This window comes from Lysinibacillus sp. NPDC058147 (assembly GCF_042884205.1).
Taxonomy (GTDB): domain Bacteria; phylum Bacillota; class Bacilli; order Bacillales_A; family Planococcaceae; genus Lysinibacillus.
Window position 1 is genome coordinate 645,253 of the sequence record NZ_JBHVUJ010000002.1, and the last position, 13,299, is coordinate 658,551.

At 40.1% G+C, this 13,299-nt stretch carries 14 protein-coding genes and 1 riboswitch; all 14 genes read right to left on the bottom strand.

Going from position 1 to position 13,299, the window contains the following annotated elements:
* Nucleotides 1-44: 44 nt before the first annotated feature.
* A complete protein-coding gene (locus tag ACFVT8_RS08640; RefSeq protein WP_387083202.1) occupies nt 45-1,085 on the bottom strand; it encodes a ribonucleotide-diphosphate reductase subunit beta in 1,041 nt (346 codons plus the stop codon).
* Between the two features lie 12 nt (nt 1,086-1,097).
* The gene (locus ACFVT8_RS08645) at nt 1,098-3,311 is read right to left on the bottom strand and encodes a ribonucleoside-diphosphate reductase subunit alpha (protein ID WP_387083203.1); all 2,214 of its coding nucleotides are present in this window, start codon (nt 3,309-3,311) and stop codon (nt 1,098-1,100) included.
* 162 nt (nt 3,312-3,473) lie between these two features.
* A riboswitch (cobalamin riboswitch) is annotated at nt 3,474-3,661 on the bottom strand.
* 110 nt (nt 3,662-3,771) lie between these two features.
* A complete protein-coding gene (locus tag ACFVT8_RS08650; protein WP_387083204.1) occupies nt 3,772-4,455 on the bottom strand; it encodes a hypothetical protein in 684 nt (227 codons plus the stop codon).
* Nucleotides 4,452-4,946 (bottom strand): ECF transporter S component, encoded by a 495-nt coding sequence (locus tag ACFVT8_RS08655; protein ID WP_387083205.1) that lies wholly within the window; start codon nt 4,944-4,946, stop codon nt 4,452-4,454. Before ACFVT8_RS08655 ends, ACFVT8_RS08650 begins: the two co-directional genes overlap by 4 nt.
* A 402-nt stretch (nt 4,947-5,348) precedes the next feature.
* Nucleotides 5,349-5,741, bottom strand: coding sequence for a bifunctional adenosylcobinamide kinase/adenosylcobinamide-phosphate guanylyltransferase (locus tag ACFVT8_RS08660; RefSeq protein WP_387083206.1), 393 nt, complete (start codon nt 5,739-5,741; stop codon nt 5,349-5,351).
* The gene (locus ACFVT8_RS08665; RefSeq protein ID WP_387083207.1) at nt 5,690-6,289 is read right to left on the bottom strand and encodes a histidine phosphatase family protein; all 600 of its coding nucleotides are present in this window, start codon (nt 6,287-6,289) and stop codon (nt 5,690-5,692) included. The genes ACFVT8_RS08660 and ACFVT8_RS08665 overlap by 52 nt, the downstream gene beginning before the upstream one ends.
* Nucleotides 6,262-7,038: an adenosylcobinamide-GDP ribazoletransferase gene (cobS, locus tag ACFVT8_RS08670; RefSeq protein ID WP_387083208.1), complete on the bottom strand. Its 777-nt coding sequence runs from the start codon at nt 7,036-7,038 to the stop codon at nt 6,262-6,264. The genes ACFVT8_RS08665 and cobS overlap by 28 nt, the downstream gene beginning before the upstream one ends.
* 27 nt (nt 7,039-7,065) lie before the next feature.
* Nucleotides 7,066-7,641: a bifunctional adenosylcobinamide kinase/adenosylcobinamide-phosphate guanylyltransferase gene (locus tag ACFVT8_RS08675; protein WP_387083209.1), complete on the bottom strand. Its 576-nt coding sequence runs from the start codon at nt 7,639-7,641 to the stop codon at nt 7,066-7,068.
* A gap of 11 nt (nt 7,642-7,652) precedes the next feature.
* The gene (locus tag ACFVT8_RS08680) at nt 7,653-8,261 is read right to left on the bottom strand and encodes a histidine phosphatase family protein (RefSeq protein ID WP_387083210.1); all 609 of its coding nucleotides are present in this window, start codon (nt 8,259-8,261) and stop codon (nt 7,653-7,655) included.
* An 11-nt stretch (nt 8,262-8,272) separates the two neighbouring features.
* Nucleotides 8,273-9,352, bottom strand: a complete 1,080-nt coding sequence (locus tag ACFVT8_RS08685) for a pyridoxal phosphate-dependent aminotransferase (RefSeq protein WP_387083211.1) — start codon at nt 9,350-9,352, stop codon at nt 8,273-8,275.
* Nucleotides 9,339-10,295, bottom strand: a complete 957-nt coding sequence (gene cbiB / locus ACFVT8_RS08690) for an adenosylcobinamide-phosphate synthase CbiB (RefSeq protein WP_387083212.1) — start codon at nt 10,293-10,295, stop codon at nt 9,339-9,341. The genes ACFVT8_RS08685 and cbiB overlap by 14 nt, the downstream gene beginning before the upstream one ends.
* On the bottom strand, nt 10,292-10,975 hold the full coding sequence (locus ACFVT8_RS08695; RefSeq protein WP_387083213.1) for an adenosylcobinamide amidohydrolase: 684 nt from the start codon (nt 10,973-10,975) through the stop codon (nt 10,292-10,294). Before ACFVT8_RS08695 ends, cbiB begins: the two co-directional genes overlap by 4 nt.
* A gap of 219 nt (nt 10,976-11,194) precedes the next feature.
* On the bottom strand, nt 11,195-11,377 hold the full coding sequence (locus ACFVT8_RS08700; RefSeq protein ID WP_387083214.1) for a hypothetical protein: 183 nt from the start codon (nt 11,375-11,377) through the stop codon (nt 11,195-11,197).
* A gap of 236 nt (nt 11,378-11,613) precedes the next feature.
* Nucleotides 11,614-12,972 carry an aspartate kinase gene (locus tag ACFVT8_RS08705; RefSeq protein WP_387083215.1) on the bottom strand — a complete coding sequence of 453 codons (1,359 nt, stop codon included), beginning with the start codon at nt 12,970-12,972 and terminating at the stop codon, nt 11,614-11,616.
* Between the last annotated feature and the right edge of the window lie 327 nt (nt 12,973-13,299).

Consider the following 13,299-nt stretch of genomic DNA (forward strand, 5'->3'; position numbering starts at 1 on the left):
TTAGCATGAATCACGCTAACATGGCTATTTTTACTCTAAGCTTTTTACAAATCATCAAAGCCGTTATCTTCTACATTGACCTTCACATATTGGCGAGAACGTTGCTCGAAGAAATCTGTTTTTCCTAAGTCAACATCCTCATACGCTTTAACCCACTTCAATGGATTTTTGCGATAACCTTCAAATGGACGCTCTACGCCAAGCTGATTACAGCGTACATTGGCATAGAAATGTACATAATCATGCACATCTTCGACATCTAGGCCTTCAACTTTATCACCAATTACTTCATTCGCCCAATCGATTTCTAGCTGAACGGCTTCACGGAAGATTTCTTGGACACGAGCTGCTCGTTCAGGTGTATCGTATTCAGGATATTCCTCTAATAGCTCCTGATAAATCTTCACAAATAAATCCACATGTAGCTGCTCATCGCGATTAATATAATTAATCATCGTTGACGTTGCCACCATTTTTTGATTGCGTGCTAAATGATAGAAGAATGCGAAGCCAGAATAGAAGAATAAACCTTCCAAAATCACATCATAAACAATCGCTTCTAGCATATTTTCAACAGTTGGCTCTTCTGAAAATGCACGGTAGCCCTTAATAACGAAATCATTACGTCGCTCTAGTACCGGCTCTGTACGCCAATAATCAAACGTACGATCCTGCTCGTCTTTGTTAACAATACTTGATAGCACATAGGAATAAGAGTGATTATGGATTACCTCTTGTTGCGCTAAAATAATCATTAACGCATTTAAGCTTGAATCAGTTAAATAATCCGCTACTTTCCCTGCAAAATCTGTTTGTACACTGTCTAATAATGCTAGCAAGCCAATGATTTTTAAAAAGGATTCCTGTTCATCTGCTGATAGCCCTGGAAACTGCTTTACATCATTGCTCATATTAATTTCAAATGGTGTCCAGAAGTTGCCTAGCATTTTTTTATACTTTGGATATGCCCAGCTAAAACGCACATCATCCCAGTTTAAAATGTTAGAAGAACGTCCGTTGACAATTCCTGTTGAACGGTTCGGTGCATCCTTATCCATAATTTGTCGTTTTGTAATTGTTGTCATTGTTATTTCCTCCTAGCTTGCGCAAGACTCACATTCTAGCAATTCTACAGACGTTGAGCGCACATAATAAGTCGTTTTCACACCGCTCGCCCAAGCATTCATATGCAATGCTAGTAAATCTTTCGCCTTGATCGTATTTTGAACATATAAATTAAGTGAAATGCCTTGGTCAATATGACGTGCTCGTGCAGCATTTTGCTTGATTGTCCAATTTTGATCGATGAAATAAGCAGATTTATAATACCAAGTCGTCACTGGTGATAAATCTGGTACTGTTACTGGAATTTTGTAATCCTTCTTCTCTTCTGAATAACTCTTTTGGAAGATCGGATCAATCGTAGCCGTACTGCCCGCTAAAATAGATGTTGATGAGTTCGGTGCAACTGCCATTACATAGCCGTTACGCATACCTTTTTCTGCAACCGCGGCGCGTAATGCATTCCACTTATGACTGTCATAGCCACGTTTTTCAAAATACGCACCAGTATGCCAATCTGAGCCTTCAAATAATGGATAGGCTCCTTTTTCACATGCTAAATCGTTAGAAGCACGAATCGTTAAATACGCAATTTCCTCATATAGCTTGTCCGCAAATTCTACAGCTTCCTCAGACTCCCATTGAATTTCTTTCAAAGCTAATAAATGGTGCCATCCAAATGTGCCAAGCCCAATACCGCGGTAGCGTAAGTTCGTACGCTCTGCTTGTTTTACTGGAATTGTATTTAGCGCTATAACGTTATCTAGCATACGTACTTGAACTGGGATCAATCGTTCTAAAACACCAGCCGGAACTGCTCGTCCTAAATTGATAGATGATAAGTTACATACAACGAAATCTCCAGGCTTGCGACGTGTTACGATAACGTCATCTTCAAGGGTAATAGATTCGAATTCAGTAGCAGACATATTTTGGAAAATTTCTGTGCACAGGTTCGAGCTGTAAATCATTCCTTCATGCTTATTCGGATTCATGCGATTCACTTCATCTCGATAGAACATAAACGGTACGCCTGTTTCTAGCTGTGAGCGCATAATACGCTTCATAATATCAATGGCTGGAACGACTTCACGACTTAACAACGGATTTGCGATACATTCCTCATATTTAGTACGGAAAGAACCGTCACCCTTTTTCTCATCGTAGTAATCCTCTAGTGAATAGCCCATGATTTCACGCACTTCATGTGGGTCAAATAAATGCCACTCCCCACGTGCCTCAACAGTTTCCATAAAGATATCCGGTAAGCATAGCCCTGTGAAAATATCATGGGCACGCAGACGTTCATCCCCATTGTTTAAGCGTAAATCTAAAAATGTGAAGACGTCTTTATGCCAAACATCTAGATAGACCGCAATAGCTCCTTGTCTTTGACCTAGCTGATCGACTGAAACCGCTGTATTATTAAGTTGTTTAATCCATGGTAAAACACCACTTGATGCACCTTTAAAGCCTTTAATTGATGAGCCCCGGCTACGAATTTTGCCCATATAAACACCAATACCACCGCCGTACTTCGATAATGTTGCGACATCTGTATTAGTGTCATAAATACTTTGTAAACTATCATCTACTGTATCGATAAAGCAGCTTGATAGCTGTCCATGTGTTTTACCTGCATTCGATAATGTTGGTGTAGCAACAGTCATATATAAATTACTCATTGCCCAGTAAGATTCACGCACTTTTTCTAAACGATTTTCAGTTTCATCTTGCATCAAAGTCATCGCAATGACCATCCATCGTTCCTGTGGTAACTCCACTGGTGTTTTTGTATAATCACGGACTACATAACGGTCCATTAATGTTTTTAAACCAATGTACGTAAACAACTCATCTCGACTTGATTCTAAATAAGAAGCGAGTTCCTGAAGCTCCTGCTCACTATATTTTGTTGTTAAACTTTCATGATACAAACCGGCTTCTGTATAGTGTGCTAAATGTTCTGGGAAAACCTTATAAACATCTTTCACTGAGACACCACGACGCATCGCAAATTGGTCATATAATTTTTCTAAATAAATTTGAGCTGCGACAAATGTCCAGTATGGCTCCTCTTCATCAATTAGGCTAAGCGTTTGTAAAATCATCGCATCTGCCCAAGCTTCAAATGTGGCATTATCGTTTTTTCGTAGCCATCGATCCGATAACCTTACAAAACTTTCGAGTTCATCCTCCGTGTAACTTTTTTTGAGCTTAGTCATTTGCTGTTCAATTTGAATTGTCATGTAACATTCTCTCCCTTTCCTTCTCCAGACAACACAAAAAGCGATCGCGCAACATTTATCGGTTACGTGATCGCTGTAAAATCGGAAATGGAAATGAAGGACATGGACACAAAGAAGTGAACAAATCTTTCGCCTCCACTTCTCAATCCCCGAAGAATGTGTTGCTGTCTTGAACAACTCGGCAGGTCTCCTGGCTCATGCTTCGTCCAAATGATGGCCTTCCCGTTCTTCACAGTGGCCTATTTATCATTTGTCAGCATTTACAGTTGCGGGGACAGCTTCGGCCTAAGATGACTCTTTTTCCGAATTCCCTTTTAAACCATATTGGTACCGCTTGTCCAAAATACTATATATTGTGTTTTAACTCCTAAACAAATCTAACATATTGTGTTTATTGTTGCAATAGGCGTTTTGCCCCTTACAAGTTATAAAGTGCTACATTTTCTCGATGCAAGCCCAATTACAATGCAGTTTTACGTAGTTTTTCAAAATTTCTAGGAAATTTTTTTTGTGCTAATTGCTCTTTTTCTGGCTGTATTCCTAGTAAAACTACTGCACATGGACCAGCCGATTTTTCAACATCTAATGAACTTTTGACTTGTTGTTCGCCAAAAAGTCGAGTAAATTCGGCTTGTAGACCTTTTGATCCGACTGGCCATACTTGCTGCACGATTCCCTCTTTCCACGCCTGAAAAATAGGTTGGAGCTGTGCGACATCTTCAGGCTGAGCAAGGATTTCATTGCCTACAAGCGGTAATCCATAGGTGTACCAACTAAGCTGTTCATACTTAGTTGCTATGCGTTTTTGCTGCTCACCTAGCATCGTTATAGACAAACCTGATTGTAGAGTCGGCATATTGGACTCTGTACTACCGTCTATTTGCGGACAATTAAGACCCGCCTCGTCAAAAACCTGCTGAATGCCTGCAACATAACGAGACCATGCAGTATCCCCTGAAAAATTAGCGAGTAAAATATGGCTTGGTAAAGCATTTGCAGCAAGTTGCTCTAAAAAAGTAACACGTGCCGTGAAGTATGCCGTAAGTTTGTCTGGGGCAGACACAACATCTTGTGGTTTTTCACCAATTGCTGCGGCATTATCTGTTGTAGCAAACAGCTCACCTATTTTTATTGCATTTCTCATTGCACTCGACCTTCCTTACGCACAAACACCTTAGAGAGAATTGGCATCACAACGGCAACGATCACTAGATTTACAAGTGTTGCCAATGGAAGACTAGTCAGTGAAGCCCAGTAAAATGCCGGACTTATGATAAAGTAAAATGGTAAAGGTGCCACTACGCCATTTAATATAAGTGCCACAGGCCATTTCCAGAAATGCATTCCTTTTTTATGCATGACCCCAAAAACCCATACAACAATAAACATTTCTACTGCGATAATAATATGTAGTGGTCCATAAGGGAAGCCAGTAGTTAAGGCTGAAATAAAATGCCCAATGACTCCCGCAACCCCAGCTAATACTGGAGATAAAAAGACAACGCTCAACAATGCAGGTGCAGAGTCAAGCGCTGCAGTTGAAATAAATGTTGGGATTTTAATGACTGCACCCACTGCACAAATTGCCGCTACCATGGCAGTGAGCGTCAATTTCATTAATCTTTGTCGATCCATTCCATTTCCTCTTTCCTTTAATATTTGGCTATTCATTATAACGAGTGGTTGATTTCCGTTCCGGCAGGGTGCTTTTATCGCTGACGTTTCGCTTTCGCGCAGAGCAAAGCTTCCTGGGGGCGTCTGATGAGCCGCTTCACTCGCTATGCTCGCTCCAGGGTCTCGGGCCAACAGATGTTTTTTGCGCGAAAGCGTAGTGCAACGTAGCGACAGCAACAGCACCGATGTTGGTCACGAAGGCGTTATCACAGGACGTGATGGTTTTAGCCTTCATTCCTCTATTGCTAATCCCAAGGAGTCACCCAGTCTCCACTCCAATCAACTAATATACATAGCATAGGTTTTAAAAAAATCAACCCAAAGATTTTTAATGAAAAGCCTTCTAAATTTTTCAAATCTATATCATTTGATTTGTTCCCCAATACCGTACCAAATGCGTACGATTTGTTCGGCTTCAGCAAATAATGCCTGGTACAAACGTCCACATGTATCACGCAACAGTCGAGCCTGTTTTTCCATTGGCACAACTCCACGTCCCATATCGGTCACTATTATATAGACGGCACAATTTTCTTCAAGAGTCTTTAGTCTTGTCAAAATGGTTTTGACAAGGGGTTCATCCTCCTCAAGATTTTGTGTCACGAGCCACTTTTCTATATTTTTAATAACTAACACATCACAGGCTGGGCTGTCATCAGGTATATTGCCATCAACTAGCTCAACTTTTTGACCTGCAAGCAAGTTCATGACATAGTCGGTTTTTCCACTATAGGCGCCTCCGATAAAGACATGCATCTCGCTCCCTCCTCCCAAGCCTTTCTTGTAAACGTTAAAGAAAACATTTTATCATGCGGTGTTTGATACGACCAAAAAGTTTGCTCAGTCGGTGCAAATTTTACAAGAAGTGCCCGAATAACTCCCCCATGGACAACGAGATGATAAACATCTTCACCATTTGGTAATGCAGTGAATCCTCCAATGACTCGCGCACAAAAAGCATCAAAGCCTTCCCCCTTTGGAGGTGGTGACAGAACGGGGTCATCTAACCACGCACAATAGCGACTATCCGTTTTTAATTCCTCATATGTTTGCCCTTCAAATTCCCCGAAGTTCGACTCTCGAAATCTCCTATCAGACACATATGTTGCATTCGGGAAATAATGGGCAGCTGTTTCCCTACAGCGCAGCAAATCACTACCATACACCTTCGTGACATTTGGATCTACAATAGTCAATATAGATGCATCAGCTAATGAAGAATCTGTCCAGCCGATATATCGCTTCTCCAAATTTTCCTTTGTTGGTGCATGTCTCATTAAGTGCACAATAACAACGTCACCCACAATACAACCTCCATTCCTTCAATTGATGCACCGAGTAAATCCCCAGAAACGCCACCAAAGTTGCGCACTGTAAATTGCCGAAAGACTAAAAAGGCAATCGCTAATACAGCCATCAACACAAGTGGAACAATTGAGAAACCTATGACAAACAACAAGCTACTATACGCCACAACTAATGTGATAAGCATAAAGCAAATAAGTAATCCCGGCTTAATATGTGTTTTAAAAAAGTAGGCTAGCCCCTTTTCTTTCGAGCACTTGAGCGACATAAAATAAAAGCTCATGCCCACTCGTGTTAATAACGGAATAAACACAAGCATCCACAGCGCTAACTTATGCTGGACGAATAGCTCATGCAGTATGACCAATTTTCCAAGCACTAAAAATAACACGGATAGCACTCCAAATGCGCCAACACGTGGATCATCTAAAATTTCAAGCCGCTTCTCACGGTCCCGATACGAAAAATAAGCATCCCCCATATCAATAAAACCGTCTAAATGTAAACCACCAGTAAAAAAGGCAAATAGTCCAACAATCACAAAAGAAAGCAAGATCTCACTGCTTGCCGTCCATTCTGTTAAACTATAAATCACCGTTGCCACTGCGGTGCCCATGAGCGCCCCTACCCATGGCAAAAAGGCGAACATCCCTGTTATAGTTGCCTTCGTTAAAGGAATTTCTTTATGTACCGGCAATACTGTAAAAAATTGAAACGCAAGTTGTATGCTATGCCAGAAATTTTTCATCGACTTGCCTTCCTTCTTCGTCATTTATTATTTCCATTTCTTTAAGACACCATAATTTATTTCATACGCCTCATTTGCTATAGAAACGAACCATTGATGTAATCTCCCAAGCGTTTGTCGGTATAATTCTACTTCCTCGCTAGAATATGGAGGCTCATCGAATAATTCATTCGAGACGATAAAAAACGTCACCCTTTTCTCAAGTAACGTCCCTACCTCCTCTTTTAAACTATCAAGCTTTTGCTCTAAACAACCGGGTTGATCCACGCAGGGCGTTCCCGTGTCAAAACCTTCGTAAAAAGCATTCGTCAGCCATGTTGTAACACAATCCCATAACACGACATCTCCATCGGACAGTTTATGCAATGTATCTGCCATGTCATAGGGTGCTTCTATCGTCAGCCACTCAATGTTTTGCGCACGTCTGTCTGCCTGATGGCGCATTATTCGCTTCTCCATCTCATTGTCCAACGCTACTCCAGAAGCAATATAAATAAGTCGTTGTGCTTGGTTAAACTCTGTTTGATAGTGAGTAACAGCCGCTTTTTCAGCAAAGTGGGATTTACCACTGCGTACTCCCCCTGTAATGAAAATCAGTGGCATAGTTACGCCTCCTATTGTAAATGTTGAGTGTTTCCGATCTCTTTCACTAGCCATTGCGGTCCGACTTGTTCAATAATCGTGACACTTGTACCATTAATAAATGGTTCTGCCCACAGCTGATTGATGCTTCGCCCTAAAATGGCGTTAACGATGCATTTAATCGTTACAGCATGAGACACAATTAAAACATTGTTTTCGGGATATTTTTCTGCAATTTTCTTTAATGTAAACATTGCTCGTTCTGTTACCGTACCAAAGCTTTCCGTATGGGTTGCAACGAATTGTCCGGGATAATCGGTATATAGTTCATAATCAAGGCGATGCGTAGTCATAATGTTCTCGACTGTTTTTCCTTGCCAATCTCCTAAAAAAATTTCCCGTAAATTATCCTCATAATAGATTGGAAGCTGTCGATCAGCAAGAAGAATGTTCAACGTTTCCTTAGCACGGCCACTTGAACTGCTATACGCCGCAGTAAAAGAGAAATTTTTCAAATGATCTCGAAGTTTTTCTGCATGTGCAATACCCTTCTCGGATAGTGGCGAATCCAACCATCCCTGTAGCCGCTGCTCTTTATTCCACATCGTTTCACCATGTCTTATTAAATAAAAAGTCGTCACCTTTGTCACCCCTAATTTGCGTTAAACCACGTTTGCAAACAATTCTGTAAATACGTCATAGCCGTAATATCTTTAATTCCTATACGGAACCATTCACCATTTAAGCCCATAAAGTTTTTTGTATGGCGTAGCACGACGCCCTTTGATAAACAGTATGTAAAAAATGTATCTGGTTGCTGATTTTTCGGTAATGCAAAACATACATAATTCGTTACACTATTTGTCACCTGACAACCATTTTCTTGTAAATAGTTCTGTAGCGATTCCCGTTGATTTTTAGCATAGGCAATAGCTTGCTTACAATATACATGTTCATCTAAACAACCTGTCCCTATAACGAGGGCAAAGGCATTCAAATTCCAATGCGGTAGGATAAACTTTAGCTCTACAACAACTTTTGGGCTCGCTACTAAATAGCCTAGACGTAATCCAGGGATTGCATACATTTTTGTCATCGAACGAACGACTATCACATGAGGATTATCTGTCACATACTGGATTAAAGAATAGGCTTCATCTACCCAGTCAATAAATGCCTCGTCAATTACAAGCTCACAATGGACGTTTGCACCGTGAGAAATTAATTGGAGAAGCTCCTCTTTCTTCGGAAGCACTCCCGTCGGATTGTTCGGTGTACAAATATATAATGCATCTGCGTTCGCCATTTCATGCTTCAGATGCTCCATCGGCAATGTGTAATGGACAAAATCCTCTACAACGACAGGCACAATTTCAGCGCCTGCTGCTCGTAATGTTCGTTCATATTCTGAAAAAGTTGGATGCACGATAATAACACGCTTATTTGCGTAACGTCTAACTAGAACACTAAAAAGCTCGGATGCACCGTTACCTAGTAATACAGAATCTTTCTGAACATCATGAAAAGCTGCCACCTTTGATAAAAACGGCTCACCGTCCGGATCTGGATAACGTTGAATAAGCGGATAAAACGTCCGCCAACGCGCCTCCACAAATGGGGGTGGCCCCGCTGAATTAACATTTTCACTAAAATCATACACCTTTTCGGGCATATTAAGTCCAAGCTGATGATAAACATTTTGCGGATTTGCTCCGTGATTAGGTAATTGCAAAAATTAACACCTCCACTGCTAACATAACAAGCGTAAAGAGCAAGGTCGCAATGCGCATATGAATCACTGACGTTGCAATATGTTCTTTTGTTAATGGAACTAATTTCTCGCCCATTACCGCTCGATAAGAAACGACACCCTGATATGTATTTTTTCCACCAAGCTGTACCCCTAATTGGACAGCTGTAGCTGCTTCTAAATAACCACTATTAGGACTTGGATGTTTTTTCGCATCCTGTGCCCAACGTTTTAAGCGCTTACCGAGAGACACGTTTGTTTCATTTTTCGTACCTAGCACCATCAAAAGACCTGTTAATCGGCTTGGAATAAAATTCAGTACATCATCTAGCTTTGCAGCGAACATACCAAAATCTTTATATTTTTCGTTTTTATAGCCAATCATAGAGTCTAATGTATTGACGGCCTTATAGCCCCATAATCCTATTGCACCAAATAAGAAAGCATAAAATAAAGGAGCTGTTACACCATCACTCGTATTTTCTGACACCGTTTCCACTACACCACGAACAATCTCATCCTCGTCAAGTTTCTTCGTATCACGGCCGACAATCCAAGAAAGCTTCACCCGAGCTTCAGCAAAATCGCCTTTAACGAGCGGTTCATAGACAGCCATCGCCGCTTCTTTTAAGCTACGTTGTGCTAGTCCAATCCCAATTAGTAATCCCTCTACCAGTATGCCAAATAGTGGGCTAACTTGATAGCTTAGTAGCATAATAGCTGTCACAACAAACATCGTTGTGCCTACTACAGCGAGTGACATCACCATACCACGGAATTTTCTCATTCTTCCTTTATTCCATAATTCTGTTTGAGATTGAATGAGCTTTCCAATCCAGCGTACTGGATGAGGCATTTTAGGAGGATCACCAACGATTAAATCAAAAACAAGGCCAATGATACAGGCAATCACCAGAGCCATCATAAAGGATTCTCCTCTTTGTCTTTTTTATATTTTTGAATGGCTTCACGCATCGTTTCATAAACACCATGGCCAATGACTTTTCCAAGCATCGTAATCGGTCCAGCATATTGATGGTAGTCGCCTTCCTCTGTTGAAGCAATTAACAAACTGTCCGTTGAAGTACCTGTAGCTTGTGTACCCGTTGTTGGATCTGTTATACCCTCATCCATAAGTGCTTTGACCTTAGCCTCTGTCGTAGAAATCATTGCCTGAAATAAAGCTTCATCCGACAATCTCCCATTTATCAAAACCCACGTATTAATAGTCCCAGCATGATACTGCTCCTGACGATGAAAGGCACGCGTAATATCGACGGCATTGCCAAGACCTGCCGTAATCATGATGACAAGATGAATTCCTTCATATGTAAACTCACGAATTGTTGCATATCTAGCATAGACGGCCGTCATCATCGCAACTGTATTGTCAATCGGAAAACCCTCAGACTGTAAAAACCTTTGTAATTCCTCCTGTGGTTTGCGTTCATCATACGTATAAGGCACTGAACGATTCATCAAATGTGTATAAAAGCCAAAGCCCGGATTATGTACTGCTGAGGATACTACCTTCATTGGTGAATCTGTTTGGACGGCAACATAATGGTCGGAAATATGAATATCGCCCTTACGTAGTACTGGCATTATCTCGCCTCCTATTCAATATATAACAAAAAATAAAAAAACAAATTCTTACAAAGAAGAATTTGTACTGTTTATTCTTTAATTAATAATCTATCCCAAATATAAATCATGTGAATTTGCGTACAGCATTACAACTTCATAATAATCAAATTATTTATTTTTTTGAAATTGTATCATAAATCCGTGTTTTATCACAATCCAATTTTGAGATATATTCCGTTATTGCTTTTGTTTTAAAGTTTTAAAACGAACAATGGATCCCGCGATAATAAATACCCAACCAATACCGATATAGACAATTTTCATTGTTTTTGTCGAGGACGGTAAAATATCCATGATCGTTAAACAAACAAATAGTATGCCAATCATTGATAGAAACATACCAATCGATAATTTTTTCAAAAGAAAGACCTCCAATCTATACGCCCTCGATTTTACCGTATTCTCGTCAAAAAGAAAACACTAATCCAGTTCAAGGATTAGCGCCGTAAACGGGCAGTCATTTATCCGTTAACGAAGGCGAAGAATGAGGTACAAAACTCCCACCTAAAAAATTTACCGAAGCAAAGAAGTTAGGTAGGACAAATAATTCCCGTTCAGTGGGGATTAAGAATCCCCACCGATTAAGCTTTCTTTCCTTACACTCTCACATGTGCAAAAAATTCCCCATAAAGTGCTTGTAAAATCTGATTTTCATATTCTTGTAGCACACCGAATACTAGACTAACTTCAGATGAACCTTGATTAATCATCTCTATATTAGCACCTGTTTTTGAAATCGCAGTTGCAGCACGTGCCGCTAGACCTGTGTTATTACGCATGCCTTCGCCTACAATAACAATCATAGAGAAACCATGACGCATTTGCACATCATCCGCATTTAACTCATTTTTCACACGAGAAATAATTCTTTCTTCATTATCTAGTGTTATTTGATTTGAACGCATTATGACTGAAATATCGTCTAAACCAGACGGTGTGTGTTCATATGAAATATTTTCATCTTCTAAAATTTGTAGAAGCTTACGGCCAAAGCCTACTTCACGATTCATCAAATATTTAGACACATATAAAGTTGAAAAGCCACTGTCTGCCGAGATACCTGTAACCGGACGTCCTGTTACAGAACGTCTTGGTACGATACGAGTACCTGGGGCTGATGGATTATTTGTATTTTTTATGTTAACGGGCACCCCAATCTTGTAAACAGGCATTAGCGCTTCATCATGGAAAACGGAAAAGCCTGCATAGGATAATTCACGCATTTCGCGATACGTAATTTCTTTAATTTCCACTGGATCATTCACAACTTTCGGATTTGCGGAAAACACACAATCCACATCCGTAAAGTTTTCATAAAGCTCTGCTTCAACAGCGGCTGCTAAAATAGAGCCTGTAATATCAGAGCCACCGCGGTCAAATGTACGCAGTATGCCCGCTTTAGTGTAACCGAAGAAACCTGGGAATACAATAATTTCCTTGGTATATTTTAGAGGCGCTAAATTTACATAAGCCTCTGGTAAAGCATACGTGCGTTCAGGTAAATCATTGACGACCAACCCATCTTTTGGGCTTACGTAACGCGCCGGCATACCGATTGAATTAAAATAAGTAGCGATTAGCTTCGCATTATTGTCTTCCCCTGCCGCTTTAATGCTATCGATAAATAATTCCTCATTCGATTTATCGCCTTGTACACGTTCACGTAAATCTTCAGCGATCACGTCACAAATTGTATGATCTAACTCCAAACCATCCGCAATCGCCTTATAGCGATGCACAACGATTTGCAATTCTTCCTCAATATCTTCATTTTTTAATGCTGCCATTGCTAAATTAATTAATAGATCAGTTACCTTTATATCGTCACCAGAACGCTTCCCAGGTGCAGAAACGGCTACGATTTTACGTGCCGGATTAGATTTTACAATGTTTGCTACTTTTTGAATTTGTTCTGCGCTTGCTACAGATGTTCCACCAAATTTACATACGATCATAACCATCAAATCCTAACTTTTTTAATTGATTGTATTCCTCCAAAAAACAATTGAATGTACACAGTGTACAAATTATCGTCTCTTACGTCAATACAATTTAAAAAATTCACGCAATTAATCGATAGAAAATGGACAATTTTCACACTGTTTGATTTATTATACGGATTTCGTATGAAATAGTTAAGGTTTTTGCAAAATTTTTTCGCAGAATTCCTATATTTGTACAAATATTTGTCTGAACTAGCTGAAATCATCAAATTTACAGAATTTTTTAACGCTTGATCTGACATGACAAACCACTTCACGTCTTTACGAATATAAATGTGG

Bases quoted from the DNA above. Each gene is read 5' to 3' on its own strand.
- ACFVT8_RS08640 (WP_387083202.1), bottom strand. From the start codon at position 1,085: ATGACAACAATTACAAAACGACAAATTATGGATAAGGATGCACCGAAC.
- ACFVT8_RS08645 (WP_387083203.1), bottom strand. From the start codon at position 3,311: ATGACAATTCAAATTGAACAGCAAATGACTAAGCTCAAAAAAAGTTAC.
- ACFVT8_RS08650 (WP_387083204.1), bottom strand. From the start codon at position 4,455: ATGAGAAATGCAATAAAAATAGGTGAGCTGTTTGCTACAACAGATAAT.
- ACFVT8_RS08655 (WP_387083205.1), bottom strand. From the start codon at position 4,946: ATGGATCGACAAAGATTAATGAAATTGACGCTCACTGCCATGGTAGCG.
- ACFVT8_RS08660 (WP_387083206.1), bottom strand. From the start codon at position 5,741: ATGCATGTCTTTATCGGAGGCGCCTATAGTGGAAAAACCGACTATGTC.
- cobS (WP_387083208.1), bottom strand. From the start codon at position 7,038: ATGAAAAATTTCTGGCATAGCATACAACTTGCGTTTCAATTTTTTACA.
- ACFVT8_RS08675 (WP_387083209.1), bottom strand. From the start codon at position 7,641: ATGCCACTGATTTTCATTACAGGGGGAGTACGCAGTGGTAAATCCCAC.
- cbiB (WP_387083212.1), bottom strand. From the start codon at position 10,295: ATGATGGCTCTGGTGATTGCCTGTATCATTGGCCTTGTTTTTGATTTA.
- ACFVT8_RS08695 (WP_387083213.1), bottom strand. From the start codon at position 10,975: ATGCCAGTACTACGTAAGGGCGATATTCATATTTCCGACCATTATGTT.
- ACFVT8_RS08705 (WP_387083215.1), bottom strand. From the start codon at position 12,972: ATGATCGTATGTAAATTTGGTGGAACATCTGTAGCAAGCGCAGAACAA.